The 18,159-nt window shown below is 69.9% G+C and carries 18 protein-coding genes and 1 pseudogene; 7 read left to right on the plus strand and 12 right to left on the minus strand.

Annotated elements, in window-relative coordinates; all coding sequences use genetic code 11:
• Nucleotides 1–9: 9 nt before the first annotated feature.
• A complete protein-coding gene (locus tag ACZ6AA_RS36240; RefSeq protein ID WP_471462722.1) occupies nt 10–876 on the plus strand; it encodes a hypothetical protein in 867 nt (288 codons plus the stop codon).
• Between the two features lie 73 nt (nt 877–949).
• Entirely contained in the window at nt 950–1,837 is an 888-nt protein-coding gene (locus ACZ6AA_RS36245) for a DUF6734 family protein (RefSeq protein WP_468462404.1), read from the plus strand.
• Between the two features lie 21 nt (nt 1,838–1,858).
• On the opposite strand, the pseudogene ACZ6AA_RS36250 reads toward ACZ6AA_RS36245, so the two are convergent.
• The 3 genes and pseudogenes from ACZ6AA_RS36250 to ACZ6AA_RS36260 all read right to left on the minus strand — a co-directional run.
• A pseudogene (locus tag ACZ6AA_RS36250) lies at nt 1,859–2,113 on the minus strand (HAD domain-containing protein); the annotation flags it as partial.
• 145 nt (nt 2,114–2,258) lie between these two features.
• A complete protein-coding gene (locus tag ACZ6AA_RS36255; RefSeq protein WP_468462414.1) occupies nt 2,259–2,732 on the minus strand; it encodes a carboxymuconolactone decarboxylase family protein in 474 nt (157 codons plus the stop codon).
• A 232-nt stretch (nt 2,733–2,964) separates the two neighbouring features.
• The gene (locus ACZ6AA_RS36260; protein ID WP_468462403.1) at nt 2,965–3,423 is read right to left on the minus strand and encodes a carboxymuconolactone decarboxylase family protein; all 459 of its coding nucleotides are present in this window, start codon (nt 3,421–3,423) and stop codon (nt 2,965–2,967) included.
• 86 nt (nt 3,424–3,509) lie between these two features.
• Here ACZ6AA_RS36260 and ACZ6AA_RS36265 point away from each other — a divergent pair, with 86 nt between their 5' ends.
• On the plus strand, nt 3,510–4,394 hold the full coding sequence (locus tag ACZ6AA_RS36265; protein WP_471462724.1) for a sigma-70 family RNA polymerase sigma factor: 885 nt from the start codon (nt 3,510–3,512) through the stop codon (nt 4,392–4,394).
• 46 nt (nt 4,395–4,440) lie between these two features.
• Here the strand turns inward: ACZ6AA_RS36265 and ACZ6AA_RS36270 are convergent, their stop codons facing one another.
• From ACZ6AA_RS36270 to ACZ6AA_RS36285, 4 genes are all read right to left on the minus strand, one after another.
• Nucleotides 4,441–5,001, minus strand: coding sequence for a hypothetical protein (locus ACZ6AA_RS36270; RefSeq protein WP_468462401.1), 561 nt, complete (start codon nt 4,999–5,001; stop codon nt 4,441–4,443).
• 199 nt (nt 5,002–5,200) lie between these two features.
• Complete coding sequence (locus tag ACZ6AA_RS36275; RefSeq protein WP_471462726.1) at nt 5,201–7,138, minus strand: nSTAND1 domain-containing NTPase; 1,938 nt, start codon at nt 7,136–7,138, stop codon at nt 5,201–5,203.
• Nucleotides 7,139–7,236: 98 nt separating this feature from the next.
• On the minus strand, nt 7,237–8,052 hold the full coding sequence (locus ACZ6AA_RS36280; RefSeq protein ID WP_468462399.1) for an SDR family NAD(P)-dependent oxidoreductase: 816 nt from the start codon (nt 8,050–8,052) through the stop codon (nt 7,237–7,239).
• A 143-nt stretch (nt 8,053–8,195) separates the two neighbouring features.
• On the minus strand, nt 8,196–9,644 hold the full coding sequence (locus ACZ6AA_RS36285; RefSeq protein WP_471462728.1) for a flavin monoamine oxidase family protein: 1,449 nt from the start codon (nt 9,642–9,644) through the stop codon (nt 8,196–8,198).
• Between the two features lie 113 nt (nt 9,645–9,757).
• Here ACZ6AA_RS36285 and ACZ6AA_RS36290 point away from each other — a divergent pair, with 113 nt between their 5' ends.
• The gene (locus ACZ6AA_RS36290; RefSeq protein ID WP_468482340.1) at nt 9,758–10,297 is read left to right on the plus strand and encodes a TetR/AcrR family transcriptional regulator; all 540 of its coding nucleotides are present in this window, start codon (nt 9,758–9,760) and stop codon (nt 10,295–10,297) included.
• 273 nt (nt 10,298–10,570) lie between these two features.
• Here the strand turns inward: ACZ6AA_RS36290 and ACZ6AA_RS36295 are convergent, their stop codons facing one another.
• On the minus strand, nt 10,571–11,257 hold the full coding sequence (locus ACZ6AA_RS36295) for a TetR/AcrR family transcriptional regulator (RefSeq protein ID WP_468462396.1): 687 nt from the start codon (nt 11,255–11,257) through the stop codon (nt 10,571–10,573).
• Between the two features lie 170 nt (nt 11,258–11,427).
• Here ACZ6AA_RS36295 and ACZ6AA_RS36300 point away from each other — a divergent pair, with 170 nt between their 5' ends.
• Nucleotides 11,428–12,630 carry a macrolide family glycosyltransferase gene (locus ACZ6AA_RS36300; RefSeq protein ID WP_471462730.1) on the plus strand — a complete coding sequence of 401 codons (1,203 nt, stop codon included), beginning with the start codon at nt 11,428–11,430 and terminating at the stop codon, nt 12,628–12,630.
• A gap of 93 nt (nt 12,631–12,723) precedes the next feature.
• Here the strand turns inward: ACZ6AA_RS36300 and ACZ6AA_RS36305 are convergent, their stop codons facing one another.
• On the minus strand, nt 12,724–13,416 hold the full coding sequence (locus tag ACZ6AA_RS36305) for a VOC family protein (protein ID WP_468482342.1): 693 nt from the start codon (nt 13,414–13,416) through the stop codon (nt 12,724–12,726).
• A 250-nt stretch (nt 13,417–13,666) separates the two neighbouring features.
• Here ACZ6AA_RS36305 and ACZ6AA_RS36310 point away from each other — a divergent pair, with 250 nt between their 5' ends.
• Nucleotides 13,667–14,668 (plus strand): DMT family transporter, encoded by a 1,002-nt coding sequence (locus ACZ6AA_RS36310; RefSeq protein WP_471462732.1) that lies wholly within the window; start codon nt 13,667–13,669, stop codon nt 14,666–14,668.
• Nucleotides 14,669–14,760: 92 nt separating this feature from the next.
• Here the strand turns inward: ACZ6AA_RS36310 and ACZ6AA_RS36315 are convergent, their stop codons facing one another.
• The 3 genes from ACZ6AA_RS36315 to ACZ6AA_RS36325 form a co-directional block, all read right to left on the minus strand.
• Entirely contained in the window at nt 14,761–15,591 is an 831-nt protein-coding gene (locus ACZ6AA_RS36315) for an ATP nucleotide 3'-pyrophosphokinase (protein ID WP_471462734.1), read from the minus strand.
• 193 nt (nt 15,592–15,784) lie between these two features.
• On the minus strand, nt 15,785–16,555 hold the full coding sequence (locus tag ACZ6AA_RS36320) for an alpha/beta fold hydrolase (RefSeq protein WP_471462736.1): 771 nt from the start codon (nt 16,553–16,555) through the stop codon (nt 15,785–15,787).
• Between the two features lie 45 nt (nt 16,556–16,600).
• Entirely contained in the window at nt 16,601–17,578 is a 978-nt protein-coding gene (locus ACZ6AA_RS36325) for an NADP-dependent oxidoreductase (RefSeq protein ID WP_471462738.1), read from the minus strand.
• 194 nt (nt 17,579–17,772) lie between these two features.
• Between ACZ6AA_RS36325 and ACZ6AA_RS36330 the strand changes: the two genes are divergently transcribed.
• A complete protein-coding gene (locus ACZ6AA_RS36330; protein WP_471462740.1) occupies nt 17,773–18,009 on the plus strand; it encodes a DUF6191 domain-containing protein in 237 nt (78 codons plus the stop codon).
• Nucleotides 18,010–18,159: the final 150 nt, after the last annotated feature.

Raw genomic sequence — 18,159 nt, forward strand, 5'->3', positions numbered from 1 at the left:
GTGCCCTCCGTGCCGTACCTCGGGCGCCTGAAAGGCCCCGAAGGCTACGAGGTGGAGGACTTCGAACTCCTCACGACCATCCTCTCTGCCGCTGCCTGGCGCCGCTTCAACGGCCCGGTCAAGCTGTACACCGACCAGGTCGGGGAGGCGTACTACCGGCGCCTCGGGATGACGGAGCTGTGGGACGGCGGAATCGACACGGACGTACTGGAGTCGCTGCCCGCCTCCATCAACCACGACGTGTTCTGGACCGCCGGACGCGTCGCGGCCCTCCGGGCAGAGGCGGCACCTTTCGTCTCTCTGGACACGGACCTCGTCGTCTGGGGCCCGATCGACACCCTGATCGCCTCGGACTTCATGGCACTGCACCAGGAGCCCCTGAACCACGGCGTGTACAGACCCCGGTGCGAACTGAGCACGCCCACCGGTTACGTCTGGGAGGAGTGGGACTGGGAGGCGGCCCCGTGCAACGCCTCGCTGACGTACTACGCGCATGACGGGCTCACCGAGACGTTCCACGCCAAAGCGATGGAGTTCATCCTGGACAACCCGATCCGGCGGGAGGCCGAGAGCCGGCTGCCGGTCCACGATGTGTTCGTGGCCCAGCGGCTGCTGCCGATGTGCGCGCTGAGGCTGGGGGTGCGACCGGCGTACTTCCTCGACTGGCCCAAGCCCGAGCTCAACAGCGAGACGATGGCCGACGGCGCCAGGAACCAACTGGTCACCCACGTCTGGGCCTACAAGGACCAGCTCAAGAGCGACCCGGACTGCCGGGAGTCATTCTGCCGACGGTGCGTGGCCCGGATCCGCCGCGACTACCCCGAACTCGTGGGAATGCTGGGTCACATGCCCAGCATCCGGCGGTACGTGTCGTGAGGGAGCCGCCGTCCGCAGGCCACGGCCGCCCGCGGGGGCGCTGTCGGCAGGGGCGCCGTGGGAGGGGCCGACGGTGAGGGCGATCCACGTCGTGTCCACCCGGCCGACCACGAACTACTACGTCTCCCGAGCCAAAGGCTCCCCCTACCGGCAGGAAGACTTCGAGATCCTCACGACAGTACTGTCCGCCCTGGAGTGGCGCCGACACAACGGAGTGATCCGGCTCTACACGGACCCTCCGGGCCGGGACTTCTACGACCGGCTCGGCCTTCTGGACCTCTGGGACGGCGGGGTCGACACCCAGCTCCTGGAGTCGGCGTCCCAGACGATCAACGGCGGAGTCTTCTGGTCCTTCGGGAAGATCGTGGCTCTGCGGCAGGAGGCAGCGCCGTGCTGCGTCCTGGACATCGACCTCATCGTCTGGGACGACATCCGGCAGCTCGTCACCGCGGAAGTGATGAGCCTCCACGAGGAATCACTCGGCTTCGCCGCCTACGTCGGCCGGGACCGCCTCGTCGCACCACCCGCGTTCGACTGGAGCGGCCTTGACTGGTCGGTCGCTCCTTGCAGCGCCGCGCTGCTCGTCTTCACCAAGGACGCGTTCAAGAACGAATACGCCGACCGAGCCCTGTCGTTCATGGCGGACAACCCGGTCCGGTCGGAGCCCGACGCGTCGCTACCCGCACACCCGATCTTCGCGGAACAGCGGCTCCTGCCCATGTGCGCCAAGGCGAGCGGCGTACGCATCGGTGCGTTCCTCCGTGACTACACAGGCGCCGAGCTGTGGTCCGGACGAACGAACAAGACATTCACCCACCTGTGGAACGCAAAGTCCCTCCTGCACAACAACCCGAGGAGCAGAAAGGAAATCTGCGCACGGTACGCCCACAGAGTGCGCCGGGACTACCCGGACGTCGCGAAGGTACTCGCGAGGTCCGAGCTCCTGCGGGAACACTTTTGAACGGCTGATCGGGTCGAGTGCTGATCGGTTCGGCCAGCGCACGACGGACAGGGGCGGCAGGCCGAGCCGCGGTGCTAGCTCGGTGTTCGCCTCCTCCTCCCAGGTGGTCGCCCAGACCACCTCGCACGGCAGTGCCGCGAGGCGAGGCCCGACGCGAGGGTCGAGCCGCGTGAGGTGCGCATCCGTCGCGGTGCCCGACGGCTTGCGCTGCGGGCCGTCGCCGAACGGCAGGAGGGGTCCGTCGACGTCCAGGAACAGCAGCGGGCGTTCTCGCAAAGGTCCGGCCTCCCCCCACTGTCTTCTTTACTTCACTGTCTTCTTTACTTCGGCCGATGGCCGGACCCCGAGGAATCGGCGTCCGGCCATCGCTGTGTCCCGTGTGTTCCAGCCCGTCCGCCAGCGGCGATCGGAGCGCTGCCGGTTATCCGAACTGGCCCGGCTGGTAGTCACCCGCGGGCTGCTGAATGATCACGTTCAGGCGGTTCAGGGCGTTCATCAGCGTGATCGCCGATACCAGGGCGACGAGTTGGTCCTCGTCGTAGTGCTGGGCCGCGTCCGCCCAGGCCGCATCGCTGACACCGCCCGCGGCGTCGGCGATGCGGGTGCCCTGCTCCGCCAGTTCCAGCGCGGCGCGCTCGGCCTCGGAGAAGACCGTCGCCTCGCGCCATGTCGCGACCAGATTCAGACGCACCGGGGTCTCCCCGGCGTGAGCCGCGTCCTTGGTGTGCATGTCCGCACAGAAACCACAGCCGTTGATCTGGCTGATCCGCAGCGCCATCAGCTCCATCGTCGCCTTCGGCAGCGACGTGGCGAGCAGCGCCTGGCCCGCCGATGCCAGGTACTTCACGTGCTTGGCGCCGATCGCATTGCCGTGGAAGTCAATACGGGCCTTCATCATCATCTCCCCATCTCGGGCCGTTCCGCTCCCCCACGGGAGCTCCCCCGCGGGAACGGAACGGCTGTTCACGGGACCGGGTGCGTCCCTGCACATCCGACGAGGCAGCCCCGCCGAATGTCAGGCCAGCGGCCACGGAGACACGCCCTGTGGGGCCGCCTCGTACCGGCGACGGGAGTCGAGGAGGTGGCGCCCTCGGAGACCTTGATGAGCCACAAGCGGACCGCCGGGCTCAGCCCCAGGTCTGACCGGCCGGTTCCTTGATGGTGCGGTTGATCCGGTTGAAGAAGTTGGTCAGCGCTATCTCCAGGTTGATCGCGCCGAACTCCTCCTCGGTGAAATGGGCGTTGATGTCTTCCCAGATCCCGTCGGTTACTCCCTCCGCGCCGTCCTGCAGGCGAGTGGCGGCTTCGGCCAGCGCCAGCGCCGCGCGCTCCGCGTCGGTGTAGAACGGCGCCTCGCGCCATGCCGCCACGTTGTGCAGTCGCTCGTCGGTCTCGCCGGCCTTCTTCCCTCCGGTGGCGGCGGCGTGGACGCACGGCGAGCAGCTGTTGATCTGGCTGACGCGCAGGTGGACCAGCGCGAGCAGCTTCGGGTCGACGCCCCCGGCGGCGATCGCCTTCTGGAGGTGCTGGATCGCGGTCCATACGCCGGGGTTGGCCTTGTTCTTGTTCTTGAGCCGGTTCTCCATGTGAGGGTGCTCTCCTTATCGGGGTTACGTTCCGGGGCTGGTGCCCGTCACCCCTCTGACGGAGCAGTTTCGAGGAAGGTAACAACGTGTCTGAGGCCCATCCCGTGGATCCGATCTCCGAGGCCTTCGAGTCCCACCGTGTCCGGCTCAGAGCCGTGGCCTACCGTGTGCTCGGCTCACACGCCGACGCGGAAGACGTGGTCCAGGAGGCGTGGCTGCGGCTCTCCCGCCAGGACGCCGGGGCCATCGACAACCTCGGCGGCTGGCTGACCACCGTGGTCGGCCGCATCAGCCTCGATGTCCTGCGGTCGGGCCGGACCCGCCCGCACGTCGGCCTCGACGACCACGAGCCCGAATTCACCGTGACGCTCGACGACGCACCCGCTCCGGACGACCTCGTGGAGCTCGGGGACTCCGTCGGCCTCGCGCTCCTCACGGTTCTCGACTCGCTGCGTCCGGACGAACGGCTGGCGTTCGTGCTGCACGACGTCTTCGCCGTGCCCCACGCCGAGGTAGGCGCGATTCTCGGCAAGTCCGCCGACGCGACCAAGATGCTCACCAGTCGCGCCCGCGGCAAGGTCCGGAACGTACAGGGTGCCCAGCCGCCTGCAAGTACCGCACGGCAGGAACGCGAGGTGGTCCGCGCCTTCCTGGCCGCCGCCCGCGACGGCCAGTTCGAGCGGCTTCTGGAAGTCCTCCACCCCGAAGTGGAGTTCACCGTCCACACGTCGGAGGGTCAGTTCGTCACCCTCGGAGCCACCGACGTCGCCGCCCGCGCGCGAGTGGCCGGCGGCGCGGCTCTTGGACGTACGGCGACTGTCAACGGCCGCCCCGGCGTCATCGCCTGGAAGGAAGACGGCACCCCGCTCTCCCTCCTGGCCTTCACCGTCGTCGACGACTGCATCACCGAGATCACTGCCGTGGTCGACCCGGCCAGGCTCGCGCTGATGGACCTGCCGAGCCCGGCATGACTCCCTGCCCAAGATCGCGCATGACGCGTCGGTTCACGCGTCGGGTTCAGTCGGTGATGTACCAGTCCTTCTTGAGGTACTCAAGGGTGTAATTGCCGAGGTCGCTCTCGGAGAAGGTGGCGGAGGACTTGACCGCTGCGACCGGCATCTCGATCTTGGCGGGCGTGCGCACGACGACGCGCCGCGGGTCGACCGTCGCCGTCTTCAGGGCCTTCTTCTGCGCGGGCGAGATCATCTTGAATACGGTGGCGTACGTCGACGTACACGGGCCGGCGCCCTCGTCCTCCGCCTTCTTCGCGGCGGGCCCGGCCACCTCGCAGACCGTGTCGATATCCTCACGGCCGAGGGCATGGAGGTACTGCTCGTAGCGCTGGATCGCGCCCTTCTTCGTCCTGGGCGCGGGCTGGTCGCCGGACGGGGTGGCCGACGGCTTCTCGGTCCGAGCGGGCTTGGACGGCGTGGCCGACGGCTCTTTCACCGGCGTGGACGCTGACGGCCGCGACGGCTTGGAGTCCGTGTCCTTCTTCGCCTCGTCCGGTCCGCACGCGCTCGCCACCAGCACCACACATGCCGACACCGCCACGCTCACCCATGTCCGCGCTCTCATGCCGTCCCCTCCGGTCCCGCCGCCACCTGCTGACAGCACACCACCAGATCACGCGGGAAGCGGAGGAACGGTTCCCGGATACGTGGTGGAGCGGGGAGAGAAGAACTGCGGCCGACCAGGTCATCGCCCTGGAGCCGGCGGGCGTTTCCGCAAGGCCGGGTGGCCGACCGGGATGTCAGGCACGTCCGGCGTTACGTTGTCAACAGACGTCCCGATAGGGAGCACGCAGAATCGAGGCCCATTCGCGGCGAGAAGGACCACCAATGTAGGCACAGACTGCGTCAGCCATACCTGAGAGCCCGCCGTTCTTGTCCGAGACATAAAATTTGTAGGCCAGGCGTCCCTGGGAGAGCGTGCGACTGAGATTTCCTGCTTCCTCGGCGTCGACGGCATCCGGATCATGGGGAAAGGCCAAACGCTCCGACGTGTACTGGACGTACCGTGCCTGGGTGAGTACGGCTCTTGTCTCCTCCACTGATGCGAGGCGCCAGGCAGCGACACTGAGCTTCATCCCCAGGACGCGGTCTCGCCCGGAAGGGGACGCCATGAGGCTGACCGCGGCCATGGCGGCCCTGCGGCCCTCTTGTTCCTCGTATCGCTGTTGCGCGGTGCGGTGCTGTTGCAGGGCCAGCCCGCCCGCCGACGACGCGAGTACGACCAGGACCGACATCACAGCAACCAGGATGCGCCGGAGCCTGCGGGCGCGGTACCGGGTTGCTGTGCTGGCCCGTAAGAAGTCTCTTTCCAGAGAAGTCAGGGACTGCTGCTGTGAGGGGGTGGTCCAGTGTTCTTCGGCAGCAGTCAGCCGAGGCCCCCGCCACAGCAAGTCCCGGTGGTGATGCAGTTGGGCCCATGCGTCGGCGGCTTCGGTCAGTCGCCTGTGAACAAGCAGCCGTTCCCGGCCGGCGTCGATCCACCCGTGCAGGCGGGGCCAGCCGGTGATGAGTGCTTCGTGCGCGAGGTTCACCGCGTCGTCGTCGAGGGTGATCAGGCGGGCGCGGGCCAGGCGGTCCAGAACTTGATCGACATCACCGTTGTCCTGAGCCAGGTCGAGTTCCGAGCGTGGCACGGGGCGCCGGGTGTCCGGGGCGCCCTCGCCGGGTGTGATGAGGCGGAGCAGCAACAGTCGGGCCAACTCCGCCTGTGTCTTCGTGAGCTGGGTGTGGATGGTTTCGGCGCTCTGGGCGATCGCCCCGTGCAGGCCCCCTGCGGCTTCGTAGGCTTCCCTCGCCAGGACCCGGCCGCGGCAGCGGCGCCAGGTCTCCAGCAGCACATGTGACAGCAGCGGCAGCCCACCCGGTTCGTCCTTGATCTCGCTGATCAGCCGGGCGGTCAGGTCGCGCTCCACGATCAGTCCCGCGGTCTGTGCCGGTTTGACGACGGCCTCGCGCAGTTCCGCCGGGCTCATCGGGCCGACCAGCAGACTGGAGGCGGTCAGCGCGTCGGCCAGGGCGCGGTGTTCGGCGCAGCGGCCGTAGAAGTCGGCGCGGACGGCGATCACGACGCGCAGTCCGCCGGCCGGTTCGCGGGCGGCGAGCAGCTGATCGATGAACCCGGCGCGTTCTGCCGGGTCGTGGCAGAGAGCGAACACTTCCTCGAACTGGTCGATGATGACGACGGTGTCCCCGTCGCCCTCAGCCGGGTGCAGGGCCAGGGCGTGGGTGCGTAACGGGTGTTCTCCAGGGGTGAGGATCCGGATCGCTGACAGACCCTCCCTCTGAGCCCGCAGTGCGGGGATCAGGCCGGCACGCAGCAGTGAGGACTTGCCGCTGCCGGACGGGCCCAGCACCGCGGTGAACCGGTGCTCACCCACCAGAGCCCGTACTCCTTCCGCCAGGGTGTCGCGCCCGAAGAACCGGTCGTGGTCGTCCGGCTCGAACCGGGCCAGCCCCTGGTAGGGCGGCCGCATCCTGTCGTCGCGTGACTCCGCGAGCGCTGTTGCCTCGTAGGCCTCTTGCCATCGGCGTTCCCACTGCGGCACGTTCCCACCGCAGGCGCGGACGTACGCCAGCGTGACTGCAAGGGAGGGCAAGGCCGTGCCGGCGGCCGCCCGCGAGAGGGACGTCACCGAGTAGCGCGCGCTCCGCGCCATCTGCCGGTAGGTGGGGCTACCCGCCTCCCGACGCAGCTTGCGCAACTCGAACGCGAAACCCGGGACCAGAACGAGAGCACGGCAAGAGCCGCTTCGAGCCCACCCCTCGCGGCCCGGCCACTCCGGCCTGGGCGAGCGTTTCGCTATCGGCCCGGGGTGCGCGCCTCGATCCGGTGGTCGAAGGCGGCACCGCCCACGCCGACCGTGGTCACTCCGCCGTCGACGGTCAGGACGGCCCCGTTGATGTAGGACGCGGCGGGCGAGAGCAGCCAGTCGATCGCCTCGGCAACCTCCTGCGGATCGCCCGGCCGCCTGGCAGGATTCAGCCGGTTCGCCTCCTCGTACGCGGCCTCCGCGCCGCCCGCCAGTCCCGCCTCCGTCGCGAACCGCGTCATCCGCTGGTCGGCCATCTCCGTACGCACCCAGCCCGGGCACACCGTGTTGGCCCGCAACCCCTGTGGCCCGTAGTCGACAGCGAGGGAGCGGCAGAGGTGGAGCAGAGCCGCCTTGGACGTCGCATAGGCGGCGTTGCCGACGCTGTTGCGGAGCGCGGCCACCGAGGCGACCGCGACCACCGCGCCGCGGGCCGAAAGGAGATGCGGCAGCGCGGCACGCAGCAGCAGGAACGGACCGGTGAGGTTGGTCCGTATCAGCTCTTCCCAGTCCTCCACCTCGGTGTCGCCGACCGCGCCGCCCCGCCCGATGCCGGCGTTGAGCACCAGACCGTCGAGTCTCCCGTAGGCCGTCACCGTCGTCTCGACGAGTTCGCGCACGGCCTCGGGGTCAGCGGCGTCCGAAGGGTGGGCCAGCGCTCCGGTCTCCTCGGCCACCCGGCGCAGTGGCTCGGGCCGCCGCCCGGAGATCACGACCTGGTGCCCGGCCGCGCGCAGCAGCCGGGCGGTGGCGGCCCCGATTCCCGTTCCCCCGCCCGTCACCAGGACAACACGCTGTTCCGACATGCTCGTTCGCCTCCGAAGGTGGTCAACTTCTGGTTCCCCGCCCAGCGATCATAAGGAAGCGTCGACACCGTCTGGCCGCCCGAGTGCCTGCCCCGCGCCACTGCCGGACGCAGCCCAACGAAGCGAGTCGAAAAGGCGTCTGCTCAGTCCGGCATGAGGCGGTCCTGGAATCGTGGCTCCGCCTGGAGGACTTCGTCCGCGGCTCGTTCGCCCGAGCGGATCGCGCCCTCGATGTAGCCGGACCACTGGGTGGCCGTTTCGCTGCCCGCCCAGTGGATGCGACCTATCGGAGTGCGCAGGGCATGGCCGACGGTGGTGAGGACTCCTGGTGGGAAGTAGGCGTTGTATCCGCCGCGGGAGTACGGGGCGTCGGACCAGTTCTTCTCGTGCCAGTCGACGGGGTGGGCCGCGCTGGGGCCGTATCCGCGTACGAGGGATCGGATGATCGTCGCCTTGCGTTCGGGCGGGGTCAGACGGGTCAGGTGCCTGGCCGCGGGGCCGTTGGCCAGGGTGCACAGGACGCCGGGACCGTCCGGGCGTGAGGCGTCGAAGGTCATGGGGCCGTCGAGGTCGAGAGCGAGGCCCGAGAGTCCGTCCGCACGCCAGAAGGGGGTGTCGTACACGGCGAAGGTCTTGAGGGCTGCACCCATGGGCATGCGTTGGGTCAGTTGGTCGCGGGGCGCGGGCATGGGTGGGGTGTAGTGGATGCGGCCTGCCAGGGGTGGAGGGAGCGTGACGATCACGCGTGCGGCTCGTATGCCTGGGACGTGTGCCCCGTTGTCGGTGTCGGCGTGTGCCCTGGTGCCGGTGTCGACGGCTACCTCCTTGCTGGTGGCAACGTGTACCCCCTTGCCTGTGGCACCGTGTACCTCCTCGCTGGTCGCAACGTGTACCTCCTTGCCTGTGTCGTGAATGGATGTCACTGGTGTGCTGAGGCGGACGGCGTCGCCGAGTTCGGCCGCGATGGACCGGGCGGGGCCGTCCGCGCCCTGGGTGAAGAGGGCGGCTGTCGTTTCGGCTTCCGTACCGGCCCTCACTCCGCCGGCGCTGCGGACGGCGGTGATCAGCGCGAGCATGGACACGCTGGCTACGTCGACGGACAGCTCGGAGCCCAGGAGCGCTTCGGCCAGGCGACGGGCCCGGGGCACGGGGAGGTGGCGGCGCAGCCAGGTGGCGACGGTGGTCGCGTCGAGGCGCTCCGCCTGGGCGGTGGTGAGCGGGCGGGTGGTGAGGCGGTCCAGTTTCCAGAGCGCCATCGCCAGGACCGCGGTCGCGTGCGGGGGCAGCGGAGGGAGTTCTCCGGAGAAGCGGCGGCGTGAGGTCTGGGTGAGGAGGAGGTTGTCGCCCTGCGTGTGGCCGGTGAAGGTCTCCGCGTCGTAGGCGCGGGCCAGTGCGGTGAACCGGGTGTGGGCGGGGGCGATCCACTGCCCGCCGAGGTCGACGGCCCAGCCTCCGGCAAGCCGTGCGGTGAGGGTGCGGCCGCCGACGCGGTCGCTTGCTTCGAGTACGACGACGTCGACTCCGGCCGTGCGGAGTCGGCGCGCGGCGCACAGCCCCGCGTATCCGGCGCCGACCACGACTACATCAGGCATCTCCAACCCTCCCGTTTCCGCGTCAGGTGTTTCGCACCAGGTGCAGGTTTTTTGCATCAGGCGTTTTACAACGAGCGTTGCATGATGGGCGCGGGGCGTGCAAGAGTGGCTGGGTGCCCCGTCAGGTCGACCACGCAGCCCGCCGTCGCGACATCGGCCTCGCGGTCCTGAAGATCGCCGCCGAGCGCGGTTTCCGTGAGGCCACGATCCGGGCCGTCGCCTCGGCCGTCGGCGCTTCCACCTCGCAGGTCACGCACTACGTCAGCGGCCGGGACGAGCTGATCCGCATCGCCGTGCGCCACGAGGTCGAGCTCCGGCAGGCCCAGATCACCGAGCTGCTCGCCGACAGTGAGCGTCCGCTGCGCGCGCTGGTGGAGTGGGCGGTGCTCGGCACCGGGGCCGACGCGCAGCGGATCTGGCTGGCGATCGTGCTCGGGGCGCGGACCGAGCCGGTCGTACGCGCCGAGCTCGAGGAGTTCCACCGCTGGTGGGACGCCGAGGTGCGGCGCCTGGTCGGCGGTCCCGACGAAGCGGACGTCGTCGATGTCCTCGTCGACGGGCTGGTCCTGGCCGGGGTCGAGGCGCCGGAGGAATGGTCGCGTGAGCGGCGGTTGCGGGTCGTGGACGCGGTGCTCGCGCCGCTGGGCGTCTAGGCCGTTTTTACATCGGGGTTCCGCCGTGAGGGCCACCCGGGGCCTTCACCTGCGCAGTTGGCCACCGTCAGCGCGCTGTGCGGCCGGAACTCCGACCGGCGCCGCTTCCGGCTTAGGTGCGGTGGCGAACACGCGATTCGGCGAGGGCACCCTGGGGCAGCGGCTGACGACTCCACCGCCGGCCGGGCCCACCAGCACGCCGCCGGGGCGCGGAAAACGGGATCCGCAGCCGGAGCGCACTGCTCGTGATCGCCTTTGGTGGCGGATGTCGCGTCAGTTCTCGCCGTCGTCCGCATGCCCCTGTGTCGCGGGGGGCTGGACCAGCTGGGCGAGTTGAGCGGCGTAACGCTCCACGACCTCGGGTGAAGTGGCGTCCGCCGCGAACAGGCCGCGCGCCAAGTGCGGGTAGACCGCCAGGGCGTTGGCCGCGCTCATCAGGATGAGCAGGAGCGCGGCCGGATCGAGCCGCTCGTCGAGTTCGCCGCTCCGTTGCCGTTCCCGGAGCCGTTCGACTTCCTGGTGCAGTGACGCGTTGCGCTCGCGCGCCTCCGGGCCGTCCTCGCCGGTGTCGGCGAGGCCCGCCCAGGCGAGGAGGCGGCCACCGAGGCGCGGGTCGGCGGCAGCCTGCACGTACCTCTTGATCATTTCATCGAGGGGCGTATCGGCAGGGATCGCTTCGTCCTCGTGGGCCTTCCAACGGTGACCGAGCTGCTCGTACAGGCCCTGCTTGCCGCCGAAGTAGTAGGAGATCAGCTGCTGGTTCACCCCGGCGCGGCGGGCGATCTCCGACACCCGGGCTCCGGCGAAGCCCTTGGCGGAGACCTCGACCATCGCCGCGTCGAGGATGCGCGCCCTGGTGCGCTCCGGGTCGCGCCGGCGCTCGTGCGGGGCCGGGGACCGCCGAGGTGATCGCTGAGTGTCGGAGGGCTTGCGACCTCGCGTGCCGTGCTGCTCAGTCATGGCCTCAAGTTTGCCATATGGCCGCATGCATTAATCATCCATCTGTTTGACAAAGACATTGGTTCGGGTGAATCTGATGGCGTCAGCGTGCCCGTCCACCGCGAGCCGGCTTCGTCCGGTCACACGGGACGGCCGCGCCCCACCCCTCAACACCGCCCGGGAGAGCCGCCATGGCACACATCGCCTTCTTCAGCCTGGCCGAGTCCGGCCACCTCAACCCGACCCTGCCGATCGCGACCGAGCTGGTCGCCCGCGGCCACCGCGTCACCTACCCCGCTGATGCCGCGATGGCCGAACGCATCCGCCCCACCGGCGCCGAGGTCGTCCCTTACGAACCCGCTCCCGCGTCGGGCGAGGCCATCGTCGTCGACAGCATGGACGCCGCCGCCCGCGCGACCCTGGCCCTGCTCGAACAGGTGGAACACGCACTGCCGCAGATCGAGGCCGGTTACGCCGACGACCGCCCGGATCTGATCGTCAACGACTGGCTCGCCTGGTCGGGACCGATGCTCGCCGCCTCGTGGCACATCCCCCGCATCCAGTCCTGGTCGGCCCACGCAGCGAGTGAGGGGTTCGACTTCGGCCGGTTCATCGTCGACATGTTCACCGGCAGCTCGTACATGACCGCGTTCGACTCCCTGCTCGCCACGGTGTGCGAGCGCCACGGCGTCCCGCCGCTGGAGCTGCACGACTTCTACCGGCCCGCCGAGTTCAACCTCGTCTACCAGCCGAAGGCCTTCCACGTACACAACGAGACGTTCGACGACCGCTACGCCTTCGTCGGCCCCACGAACCCGCCCACGCCCGGCGATTTCACGCCCTCGTCCCCGTCCGAGGAAACGCCGCTGGTGTACGTGGCGCTGGGCACGATCATCACTGATCCGGACTTCTTCCACCGCTGTGTCCGGGCGTTCGCCGACCAGCCGTACCACGTCGTGATGTCCGTCGGGAGCGGCGTCGACCCGACTTCCCTCGGCCCGCTGCCCCGCAACATCGAGGCCCATCGGTCCGTACCTCAGACCGCCGTGCTCGCCCACGCCGACGCCTTCGTCACCCACACCGGCATGAACTCCACCATGGAGGCCCTCGCGGCGGGCCTACCGATGCTGGCCCTCCCTCACACCCCCGAGGCACAGACCACCGCCGACCGCATCGTCGAACTCGGCCTCGGCCACACCCTCGCCCCGGCCGACGCGACGGCCGACCGGCTGCGTTCCGTCGTCGCCGACCTGCTCGGCGACGCCTCCGTCCGGCAGCGTCTCACCGCCATGCAGGACGAGGTCCGCAAGGCCGGTGGCGCCCCGGTGGCCGCCGACGCCGTGGAAGCCCGGCTGTCCCCGTCGCAGCGCTCACATGCGTCTGCAACGCGGTGATGGCCCCGGCCGCCTGCGCAAGGAGCCACAGCGGGACAGGCCATCAGTTGGGTGCGGTCGGCGTGAACGAGTGGCTGTGAACGGCACGTTGTTTCAGTTGTCCCGGCCCTGCCATGTGGTGACGCAGGCTTCGTTCCCCTCCAGGTCGGCAAGCACCCAGAACGCGGGGGCACGGGTCGCGGAGACGAGCCGCCCTCCAGCGGCCAGCGCGGTCTCGATCCGTCGGGGTGCCTCGTCATGCGGAACGCTGACGTCGAGGTGGATGCGATTGCGCTGCGGACGTGCACGGTCCATGCGCTGGAACCAGATGGCCGGGCCCTGCCGGAGCGGATCGACGAGCGGGTCCTCCGCTCCCTCGGCGCCCGCCTCATCGGTGTAGCCCAACACCGCCTTCCAGAACGGCCGAATCCCGGCGATGTCCAGGGCATCGATGGCGATCTCCACAAGCTGGACGGACCGTGGTGCCTCCGTTCCCCTTCCGGGCTCCGGCAGAAACCCGGACTTGGCGACGGTGGCAGAGATCCGACGCGCGAGCTCGGCGTCCCGGGTGGTGACCGTCGCATGGTCCAACGACTGCAGGGTGAAGACGACCCGATCGGGGCGGACATCGATCCGGAGATGGCGATCCGCGTCGTCGCCGCACACCGCGACAGCGTCCGCTGCCAAGCGGACCGCTCGAGCCGACGTCCCGACCGGAACCGACGTTTGCAACGAGCCCAGCAAGTAGCGCCACCCGTGCTCCTGGACCGCCTCCGAAGCTTCCTGCCGACTCAATATCTGTTCCATGACCGCATCCTTGCAGGCCCACCCCCTGTCAGTCCCCGCCCGCCGGTCCTTCCGATACACGCTCTGGTCCTGCCTACCGGATTCCCGGTGCCCGAATGCGATGTCCGAATGCCGCCAGTAATCCGCTGGTCGGCGAGTGATTCTTTACGTACGCGGCCCGCTGTGCGCCGCGGACCCGCAGAACGGTCGGCCACCGCGTCGACGACGTGAGCTCCCTGCTGGCGGAGCGCGAAGAGCACGGGAGAACGTCATGACTCGGCCCGGGGCAGAAGGCTCGCGTGCGGTACTGGGGCAGTTCCTGCTGCTGGCGCTCGCCTGGGGGGCGAGCTTTCTGTTCATCAAGGTCAGCCTGGAGGGGTTCTCTCCCCCTCAGGTGGTGTTGGGGCGCATGCTGGCCGGAGCGGTGGCGTTGCTGGTCGTGACGGTGGTGACGCGGCAGCGGCTGCCACGGGACGCGGCGGTGTGGGGGCACCTCGCGGTCGTATCGGTGCTGTTGTGCGTCCTGCCGTTCACGCTGTTCGCGTGGGCCGAGCTGCATGTTTCGTCGGGACTTGCCAGCATCTACAACGCGACGACTCCGCTGATGACGCTGCTGATCGCGTCGGTCGCGCTGCCCGGCGAGCGGCCGGACCGGACCAAGCTGGCCGGTCTGGCGATGGGCTTCGCCGGTGTCGTGGTGGTCCTCGGGCCCTGGCGCGGATTCTCCGGAGGCGAAGGCGCGGCACAGGCCGCGTGCCTGCTGGCGACGCTCTCGTACGGGCTTGCCTTCGTGTACATCCGCCGGTTCGTCTCGCCGCGCGGTCTGTCGGCGGTCCCGGTGGCGACCGTGCAGGTCTGTCTCGGGGCGGCCGTCATGCTGCTGCTCGCTCCGTTCACCGCGACCGCGCCGGTTCACCTGTCGTGGAGCGTGGTGCTCAGTGTCGGCGCGCTGGGTGTGGCCGGTACGGGACTCGCGTACGTGTGGAACACCAACGTCGTGGCCGCGTGGGGCGCCACCAGCGCCTCGACCGTCACCTACCTCACCCCGGTGGTCGGCGTGACGCTGGGCATCGCGGTACTCGGCGAGGCCATCTCCTGGAACGAGCCCGTCGGGGCGCTGGTCGTCATCGCCGGTATCGCCCTCAGCCAGGGCCGCCGCATCGCCTTCCGACGGCACTTCGGGCCGCTCCCCCGTCCGGCGGCCGCCGCAGCGCACCCCGCCGACCAGGCAGAGCCCGCACGTCCCGCAGAACCCACACGCCCCTCGGCGTGACCGGCACGACGTAGCCCCCGGCCGGGGGCCGGGGGCTACGCGTGGGGCGGGGCGGGTTCAGGACCCGGACGGCAGCGCGGACGTGGCGGGCCTCACGCCGCGGGCGTCAGGGCCGGGCGGGGCGCGGGCGCGGCGAGTTCGGGGGCGCCGTCCGGCACCGGCACGGCGGCGAAGAGCGCGTTCTGCTGCGCCTGGAGCTCCTTCTTGCGCTCGGGGCTGGTCGTGGGCAGCCGCTGCTCCTCGTACAGCTTGTGCGTCTCCTCCTGGGCGTACTTGCTCGCCGGGGTGTGGAACTGCACCTCGAACCGCTGCCGCGAATCAGGGGCGCGCCAGCCTGTGTTGAGGCCCTTGTAGCCCTGGGCGCGTCCCCAGGTGTTGCTCCACTTGGTGGTGTCGTTGCCCCAGGCGGACAGCACTTCGGAGGCGATGGTGGCGCCGGTGACGTACTCGCCGTCGGGCCACTGGAAGGTGTAGCGCACCGCGTCGTTGAGGCGGGCGAGCGCCTCGTCGACGGTGTTCTCGGGGTGCTCCTTGAGGTCGGTGGCGACCTTCCGCTTGAGCGAGTCGGGCGACTTCAGGCGGTGGTCGAACCCGACCAGCTCCGCCCCGCTCAGATCCGCGGCGACCCGCACGTCCTGGCTGATCGACGGCTCGGCCGCACGGGCACGCGTGATGTAGGCGTCGACCTTGCGGTTCTCCTCGGCGCTCAGCCGCAGCCCGTCGCCCTCCCAACCGTCGTCCGGGGCGTTGTGGGGCAGCCCCGCTCCGGCGTGCGGCAGGGAGGCGGCGGTCGCGGCGGTGTGCTTGCCGGTCTTGTCGGCGCTGTCGGCGGCGTACGCGGTGAGACCGGTGGCCGCCGTGGTGAAGGCGAGGGCGGCGGTCAGTACCGCGGCGCTCCGGCCGAGGTGGTGCCGTGAGGTCATGAGCTGGTGGTGTCCCTTCTGGGCGCGTGGCACCGCCCGCCCCCGGCGGGGAGGGCGGGCGGTGATCGTCGCCGGGGACAACGGGGTGGACGTCGGGGAGGTATCGGGAATACGCCCGGTCGGTAGATCTTGGCGCGAAGACGTCGTCCGGCGGCGGAAATCGCCGCAGGCCCGTGGAGAAGGGCCGGGGCCTCTACCTTTCGGGCTGTCGGGACAGGAACGTGCGGACGGCGGCGGCGAACTCGTCGGGGGCGTCGTGATGCACCACATGTCCGGCTGCGATTTCGGCGAGCTGCGCCCGGCCGGTCCGGCGGGCGATCATTTCCTGGGCGTGGTCCTCGGCCAGCACCTCGCTGTCCGTTCCGCGGATCAGCAGGGTCGGGCAGGTCACCGCCTCCCAGTCGCTCCAGTGGTCGCCGGTGAGGGCCTTCTGGGTCAGCACCGTGTCGTCGATGCCGAAGGAGTATCCCCAGCCGTCGTCGAACTCGCGGAACGAGTACGCGAAGTAGGGCGCCGTCCAGCCGATGGCCGTGGCCAACGCCTCGCGCGTCGGCGCCCTGCGCGGCAGCTGTGTCGTGAACGTCCAGTCGATGTTCACGACGGCGCCGACGTCCTCGACGATGAGGGACTTGACCTGGTCCGCGCGCCGGGCGGCGTACTGATAGGCGTTCACGCCGCCCAGGGAGTGCCCGAGGACCGCCACCGGACCGAGCCCGAGGTGGCGGTGGAAAGCCGCGATGTCGGCGACGAAGTCGGCCCGTTCGTAGCTCTCGGCACGGTCGGACTCGCCGTGCCCGCGCTGGTCCAGGGCGATCACTCGCCACTGCGGCGCCAGCGCCTGTGCCAGTGGGCCGAACACCGCCGCCTCGTTGAAGTTCCCGTGAAACGCCAGTAGCGGAAGACCCGGCCCGCCGAAGTCGAGGAACGACAACCGCCGCCGGTCGACTGTGAAGAACTCACGCATGGTGCTCATGCTAGGGACCGACCCCGGTCCTGCTCCATCGACTATCTATCCGCCGACCGCCAGGACGATCTTCCCCGTGGTGCGCCCCGTCTCGCCCAACGTGTGTGCCTGCGCGGCCTGTTCGAGCGGGAGGACCGTGTGGACGATCACCCGTAGGCGGCCGTCCTCGACGAGAGCGCTGATCTCGCGCAACCCCTGCTGGTCGGGCTCCACGAGCATGAACACCGCCCGCACCCCGGCCTCCTCGGCCTGCCGGACGGGGAAGGTGTCGTCCGGCGGCACCAGGGAGACGAGGATGCCGCCCGGGCGCAGGGTGCGCAGCGAGCGGGTCCAGTTGGGGCCGCCGATGCTGTCGAGGGCGACGTCGACGTCGTGGACGGTGTCGGCGACGTCCTGGGTGCGGTAGTCGATGAGTTCGTCGGCGCCGAGCGTGCGCAGCACGTCGTGTTTGGCGGCGCTGGCCGTGGCGATGACGTACGCGCCGCGCGCCTTCGCGATCTGCACGGCCAGATGGCCGACACCACCGGCCGCGGCATGGATCAACACGCGCTGCCCCGCCTCGATCCGGGCCGTGTCGACCAGGGCCTGCCAGGCCGTCAGCGCCGCCAGCGGCAGGGCGCCCGCCTGGATGGCGTCCAGGCCGGGCGGGCGCGGCGCGAAGTGGCGGGCCGGCGCCGTGACGTACTCGGCGTACGCGCCCGCCGGATGCGGGAAGCGGGGCATCCCGAACACCTCGTCGCCGGGCTGGAAGATCGTCACGCCGGGGCCCACCGACTCGACGACTCCGGCGACATCGAATCCGAGGGTGAAGGGAGGAGTCTCTCCGGTGCCGAACATCCCCCGCGCCCGGGTCTTCCAGTCGGCCGGGTTCACGCCCGCCGCCTGTACGCGGACCAGGACCTCGCCCCGGCCCGGCTCGGGCCGCCTGGTCTTCACGACCTTGAGGACGTCGGGGTCTCCGGCCCGGTCCTGGGAGACGGCGCGCATGGTGGAGGGGGCGGTGACGGGCTGGGGTTTGGCCATGGCGACGTTCCTTGTGCGGTGGGAGGTACTGGGGAGTTCGTGCCGGTGGACTCGGGCACGGCGTAAGACTGGTTGGTCGGCGGCCTCCCCGGTGGTGGCTCGATGGCCATGTGCTGACAGGATCTGGCCACCCATCGCCATATCGCCGAACCGGGACATGTCCGGTGGATCTCCCGTGGCAGCGCCTCCGCCGCATGGGGGAAGCGGATCAGTCGAACACGGCCTTCGACGAGTTCACGGCGGTCGTGAACGGAAACAAGGTCGAGATGGAGCAGCGACGGGTGGAACTGCTGCTGCGCGACGACGAGGGCGACGGTGCGCCGCCTCGCTCCAGCATCGACCTGGCCCGGGGCACGGCGTTCATCGTGTTGCCTCGGGGAGTGGACAGCGCGTGCGCTGCCCGGGGCGAGGTCCGTGCGGGCCGACGGTGAGGCCCCTTGCGCCGGTCCTCGGCCCCGCCTCGCCCGGGACAGGATCGGGGGGGGGGGGTTTTTTTTCCCCGTTCCCAGAAAAAACCCCCGCCGCCCCCTGTTATGGGGTGTAAGAACCCCCAGGAGTTGGTGGGGGAAGTGTTTTCTGTT

The organism is Streptomyces sp. NPDC040610, assembly GCF_055594065.1.